Genomic DNA, 6,173 nt, shown 5'->3' with positions numbered 1-6,173 from the left:
GGTCGATGACCGCCGGGCGCAGCGACCGCAGGCCCATTGCCAGCGACGAGACCTCTGCAAGGAAGGGGCTGGTGTCATTGCCTTCGCACAGCAACATGGCATGGGCCTCGGCATCCTGCGGTCGCCCGCACATCATGGCGCGCACGATGTTCAGAAGCAGGCGCTCATGGCCGCTGATCCGCGCCGCGCACCGGCGGCACCCCGGGTTCGAGAACTCAAAGACGCTCTTCCGGGCGAGCCGCATTTCCTGCACGGCGCGCTGGACCCCGCAGACGAGCCCCGGCGCAACCTCGCGCCCGAACAGTCGGTCGGCATGGGGCAGCGCGCAGGTCCAGCTTTCGCTTTCGGGCGTGTCAAAGCTCTGGAACTGAAGCCGCGCGATGGTCAGCACGCAATGCAGAACCGGATCGAGCGTCGCGGCCCCGCGCAGATCGTGCTGCGGACGGATTGGTTCGCAGCGTCGGCTCGGGCGTTCGGGGAATATCATGGCAACCCTTTCACATGCGGGATCGGACGGCCCCCACGCGGCTCGAAAAGGCGGGAGGCCGGCCGATCCGGTCTCCCGCAAGTCGATGCACATGAGGTCGGGCTTGCAAGGCGGGAACCGGCTGGCGCTCCACGCCTTCATGACAAAAAGACTCGGGAATAGCAAGCCCCTCCCCCGCCCCCTACGCGTCACCTGCCCCAAGTCATGGATCTGATGGCGCGCTATTAAATCGAGAGCCTCTGGCGGTTCGGTCACGGCGCTACGTCGGACGCCAAGACGCGCCTTAAAGACATCAGCGCGATTGGTCATCTTGCCGTGCATGCCGGCAGTTCGGCGCCCCGCTACCGATCGCGCCGCTTGGAAAACGGAACGGCGGGCCAAAGCCCCCCCTGCGAACGACCTGTTGCCACAAAGATACAAACGCCTTGCCTCAATAGGTCGTCATCTGGGCAGGTGGATTGAAGCTATCCGACAAAAACTGTCAAGATGCAAGAAAGGATGCCTCAGCCATGAAACAGCCAAGGCCACCAAGATGGAGGCTCCCATGCTTGTTTCTCGAATTGCCCTGCTCGCCGGTCTTGCAGCGGCGTCGGCCACAATGCTCGCCACGAGTGCCATGGCGCAGGATGGTGCCGGGTTTGAGCTCGGGACCCTCGTGCTCGAGGCGGAAAGCGACGACACGCTGGTTCAGAACGGCTATGTCGCTGAAAGCGGCCGGCAGGCAACGCGCACCGATACGGCGATCCGCGACATCCCGCAGAGCATCAGCACGGTGACGCAGGACCAGATCGAGGATCAGGAACCGCGCACGCTGCTCGATGCGCTCGGCTATACCTCCGGCGCCAGCACCACCAATTTCGGCTTCGACAGCCGCTACGACGCGATCTACCTGCGCGGCTTCTCGTCGTACTACACCGGCCTGTTCCGCGACGGGCTGCGGCAGGTGAACGGCCCGTCGGCATGGTACCAGAACTACCCCTACAGCTTTGAGGCGGTCTCGGTGCTCAAGGGGCCGTCGTCGTCGATGTATGGGGTCAGCGGCTCGGGTGGCATCGTCAGCATCGTGTCGAAGCGGCCGAAGCAGGACCCGTTCCGCGAGGTGCAGCTGACCTTCGGCACCGAAGAACATCAAGAGCTCAAGTTCGACTTTACCGGGCCGGTCAGGAATGGCCGCCTCAGCTACCGGCTGACCGGGGTTCTGCGCGACGCCGAAACGCCGCTCGACGGCTACCGCGACGACCTCTCGATGATCGCGCCCGCCCTGACCTACCAGCTCACCGAGCGCACCAGCGTGACTCTGCTCGGGGAATACGCCAAATCCACGCGCGGCGGCACGGCTGCCTACTATAACTCATCCTATGGCGAGGCGTCCGACATCTACGCCGGCGATCCCGATTACAACGATTTCGACAACGAGCAATGGCGCCTCGGGTACGAGATCGAACACGAGCTGACCGACAGCGTGACCCTGCGCCAGAACCTGCGCTACTCCGAGGTCGATGCCGATCTCGAGTTCAGCGGGCTTTACGCTGCGACCCCCGACCTTGGCCGCTACTGGGGACACTATCTCGAGGACTCCGAGACCTTCGCCGTCGACACCAGCGTCGAGGCGTTCTTCACGACGGGCGCTTTGAACCACACGCTGGTGACCGGGCTCGACTACAGCGATGCCTCCTATGACGCCTATTACGGCGGCGTGGGCTATGTCTCGGCGGACGCGACCGACGCGATCGACCAGCCCTATTCCGTCGGGCAGGAGAGCGAACAGCTCGGGCTCTACCTGCACGACCAGATCAAGAGCGGCGACTGGACGGTCTTCCTCAGCGGGCGCTACGACTGGGTCGAGACCACCACGTACGATGCTGTGAAGACCGGCACCGACAAGTCCGACGAGGGCTTCTCAGGCCGAATCGGGGTCAGCTATGCCGTCAATGACGACCTGTCACTCTTCGCCAACCTGTCGAGCAGCTTCGTGCCGACGACCGGGGTGGTCTTCGACGGGGCCGATGCGCCGAACAGCGGACGCCCGGGCGATCCCACCCGCGGTGTGCAGAAGGAGATCGGCTTCAAGTACCAGCTGCCCAACACCGAAAGCCTGATCACCGCCTCGCTCTTCGAAATCCAGCAGGAAGACGGCGTGGTGTTCCAGACCGTCGACCCGACGGAGTTCGGCGGGCTCAACCAGGTACAGGTGCCGTATGACCTGCGCTCGCGCGGCCTCGAGCTCGAGGGGCAGTTCAACTTCGAAAACGATCTGCGGATGACCGCTGCCTACACCTATCTCGATATGGAAATCGAACGCGGTGCCTCGGGTACCGAGGGCAACCAACTCTCTGCAACTCCCGAACACACCGCCTCGCTCTGGGCCTTCTACGAGCCGAGCGCCGGCGCGCTCGAGGGCTGGGGCTTCGGCGGCGGTCTGCGCTATGTCGGCGAAAGCTGGGGCGATGATGCCAACAGCTTCCGCAACGACGACCTGTTCTTCGCCGACCTGTCACTGTCCTACGATTTCGGCCAGCTTGGATTTGACGGGCTCGGCCTGCAGGTGAACGTCAAGAACGTCTTCGACAACACCGACCAGACCTGCAGCGCGGGCAATTGCTACCGCATCGAGGGCCGCACCGCGACCGCCAGCATCGCCTACCGGTTCTGATGTCCGGACAAGGGGGACATTGGGGCGTCATCGGTGCCATCGGTGGCGTCTACGTGGCGCAAAGCGTCATCGGCGGCGTAACCTGGACCGGGCTGCCCGGTGTCCTGCGGGCGCAGGAGCTGCCGCTCGACCAGATCGGGCTGATCTCGCTGCTGGTGCTGCCTTGGGCGCTGAAGTTCCTCTGGGCGCCTCCGGTGGAACGGTTCCGCCTGCCCGATGGCGGGCGCGACCGGTCCGCGATGATCGTGCTGTGCGGCGCCGCGGTGGTGACCGTCGCGCTGCTGGCGGTCGGGTTCATCGGCCCGTTCCCGGTGCTGCCGGTTCTCGGTATCCTGATGCTGGCAGCCTTCGCTACCGCCACTGTTGACATCGTCTGCGACGGCTATGCCGTCGCGGCGTTGCAGGACACGCGCTATGGCTGGGGCAATGCCGCACAGGTCGGCGGCGCCTATCTCGGCTCGGCCATCGGCGGCGGCGTCTTTCTTATCCTCGTGAATCGCGCCGGATGGCTCAGCGCCACCTGGGCCATGGCGCTGGTCATTGCGGTGCTCTGTCTGCCCTTCGCGCGCATTGCCCGCAGCCCGAGGCCCCAGCCCCGCACGCATACTCCGAGCCTCAGAGCAGCGCTCGAACGCCCCGAGGTCCGCAAGGGCCTGTTGATCGCTGCGCTCTACGTGGTGGCGCAGAAGACCGCGATGGGCATGTTCGGCCCATTCTTCATCGATGCCGGCTACGATCTGGCGCAGCTCGGCATCTTGAGCGGAGTCGGCAGCCTGACGCTGGGCTTTCTCGGGGCGATGCTTGGCGGGGCCTTCGTGCGCCGCTTCGGGGCGCGGAGCGTTCTGGTCGGCGCCGTGGCGCTGCAATCGGCGATCCTCGCGGTCGTGGCGCTTTCGGCCGGCGACGTGATCCTGCCGGCGACCACGGTGGCACCGCCCGCGATGGTGGTAAGCGCCGCCGTGATGGCGTTCGGCTTCGTCGCGCTTTACGGGCAGTTCATGCGCTGGTCCGATCCGCGTCAGGGTGGCGTCGATTTCACCCTATTTCAATGCATGGATGCCGCGATCTCGATGGTCGCCGGGACCGCCGCAGGCTTTCTTGCGGAGCATCTCGGTTATGGCGTCTTCTTCGGCCTCGCCTGCGCGCTCTCGCTCGCCGCGCTGCCGATGATCTGGCGCGTCGCCGGACAGAAAGCGAGGTCGCATGCCTGAGGTCACCGCCCGTACCGCCCCTCTCGGCCTCGCCTTCGCGCCGCTCCGCCAGGCCGCTCTCGCGCTGGCCCGCGAGCACGACCTGCCCGTGTCGCAGGACGACGCAGAGGGCCTTTCGCTCGACACATACTATGGCCGGATCAATGTTCTGCCGGGGGCCGAGGGGCTCGAGGTCGAGAACCGGGCACCGGATGCGGAGTATCTGCAGGTGCTGAAGGACACGGTCGTGGCGCAGATCGCCGCGGTGGACCCGAAGGTCGCGGACGCAATCCGCTGGCGCGATGCGCCGACGGAGGGGCGTCTGCCCGCGAACGCCGTGATCATGACGGTGCTCAGCGTCGCGCCGCTCGCGGGTGGCTTCCTTCGGGTGACACTGCAGGGCGACGTGGCGCGCTTCACCGACACGGCAATCCATTTCCGTCTCGGCATCCCGCCAGAGGGGCGCGTGGCGCGCTGGCCGAGGGTCGCGCAGAACGGCGCGACCGAGTGGCCCAAGGGCGAGGACAGGCTGCACCTTCCGGTCTACACCGCGCGTTCAGTCGATGCGGCCAGCGGGAAGCTCTGCTTTGATCTCTTCGAGCACGCGGCGGGGCGCGCGACGCAATGGGCAAGGACGGCACAGCCCGGGCAGGAGGTGCTCGTCATGGCACCGGGCGGAGGCGGATGCGTGGTGTCGGGCGAACTGCGGGGCTTCGCGGATGAAACCGCCTTCCCAGCGATCGCCCGCATTCTCGAGGCCAACCCAGAGGCAACCGGACACATCACGCTCTACACCGACGCCGCCGGCGCGGCCTATCCTCTGCCCAATCATCCGCGGCTGCAGATCGATTACGCCGCGCCGGCACGTCGTGAGGATATGGGACAGGACGCGAAGGACGCGATTACCGAGGATCAGGATATCTTCCTCTGGTTCGCGGGAGAGCGGGAGCTGGCCACATCAGTTCGCTCCGCCTGGCGCGCGTCGGGCCGGCGTCCGAAAGACGCCTATATCTCGGCCTTCTGGCAGAAGACATAAAAGCCCGCGGCCTCGCGCCGCCTAGGGAGAGGCTTCTCATCTCGGCAGAGAGTACCCGTCAAATTCGTTTCGTGCCTCTCCTTCGCGCTTAGGGGCGACGAACCTGGTGACTGCCACCGCCTTTATATGGGACGGGCGCCGCGCGGAGCCGCGCCCGAAGGGTCAGTTGCAGTGCGCCGTCCAGCTAGGTCGGCTTCCTCCGTATACTGCATCACCAGAATGGCGAGAAGGTCGATAGCTACTGCGAGGAGCATGCCCGAGGGCCGATTTGTGGAGCCGAGGATGATGCTCAGGCTGCCACCCTACCCTACTCTGGATTCGTATAGGCGCCATTTCGTCAGTCGTCTCTCTGGGCGAGGACTGCCGGCCCTCCTGCAACGTCAGCGTCGTGTGGCCTTGCTCAAAGGAAAGGGATGGCAAGCTGCGCCTTCTTGCACACCTCGGTCTTCGGCGGGGCGATGCCCCACTGGTCGCTGCGCCCGGGAGCCCAGCTCCAGTCCTCCGGCCCGCCGACCCGGTAGCTCTCGTCCACCTGCAGCACCTCGGCGGTGTGCTCGATCACCATGCCGAAGGGATCGACGAAATAGAGGAACACGTTGTCCCCCGGGCCGTGCCGCCCCGGCCCCCAGCCGATGCCGAAGCCCGCGTCGCACATCCGGCCCGAGGCCTTCATCACCGCTTCCCAGTCCGGGTGGTTGAAGGCGACGTGGTTCAGCGTGTCCACCTCGGCGATGGCCAGCACCACCGCGTGGTGGTCCGAGTTGGTGCGCAGGAAGCCCATCATCTTCGAGCGGTCGGTCAGGGTGA

General features: G+C 65.8%; 5 protein-coding genes. 3 read left to right on the top strand and 2 right to left on the bottom strand.

Annotated elements, in window-relative coordinates; translation table 11 throughout:
* Positions 1-487 (bottom strand): hypothetical protein (locus tag ACN0Q0_RS17375; protein ID WP_417244460.1); only part of this gene is annotated, 487 nt, incomplete at its 3' end.
* 544 nt (positions 488-1,031) lie between these two features.
* Between ACN0Q0_RS17375 and ACN0Q0_RS17370 the strand changes: the two genes are divergently transcribed.
* From ACN0Q0_RS17370 to ACN0Q0_RS17360, 3 genes are read left to right on the top strand one after another with little or no spacing between them, the layout of a single operon-like run.
* Positions 1,032-3,140: a TonB-dependent siderophore receptor gene (locus ACN0Q0_RS17370; protein ID WP_343504868.1), complete on the top strand. Its 2,109-nt coding sequence runs from the start codon at positions 1,032-1,034 to the stop codon at positions 3,138-3,140.
* Positions 3,141-3,193: 53 nt separating this feature from the next.
* Positions 3,194-4,351: an MFS transporter gene (locus ACN0Q0_RS17365; RefSeq protein ID WP_417244459.1), complete on the top strand. Its 1,158-nt coding sequence runs from the start codon at positions 3,194-3,196 to the stop codon at positions 4,349-4,351.
* Positions 4,344-5,366: a siderophore-interacting protein gene (locus tag ACN0Q0_RS17360; RefSeq protein ID WP_343504866.1), complete on the top strand. Its 1,023-nt coding sequence runs from the start codon at positions 4,344-4,346 to the stop codon at positions 5,364-5,366. The genes ACN0Q0_RS17365 and ACN0Q0_RS17360 overlap by 8 nt, the downstream gene beginning before the upstream one ends.
* A gap of 400 nt (positions 5,367-5,766) precedes the next feature.
* Here the strand turns inward: ACN0Q0_RS17360 and ACN0Q0_RS17355 are convergent.
* The coding region (locus ACN0Q0_RS17355; protein ID WP_417244458.1) for a VOC family protein at positions 5,767-6,173 on the bottom strand (407 nt) is incomplete at its 5' end.

This window comes from Celeribacter sp. (assembly GCF_048259695.1).
Classification (GTDB): Bacteria; Pseudomonadota; Alphaproteobacteria; order Rhodobacterales; family Rhodobacteraceae; genus Celeribacter.
The sequence above is the reverse complement of the archived record's forward strand: the minus strand, read 5'-3'. Positions and strand labels throughout refer to the sequence as shown.

What these genes read in the sequence shown, in the direction of transcription:
- ACN0Q0_RS17370 (WP_343504868.1), top strand. Translation starts at nt 1,032, where the DNA reads ATGCTTGTTTCTCGAATTGCCCTGCTCGCCGGTCTTGCAGCGGCGTCG.
- ACN0Q0_RS17360 (WP_343504866.1), top strand. Translation starts at nt 4,344, where the DNA reads ATGCCTGAGGTCACCGCCCGTACCGCCCCTCTCGGCCTCGCCTTCGCG.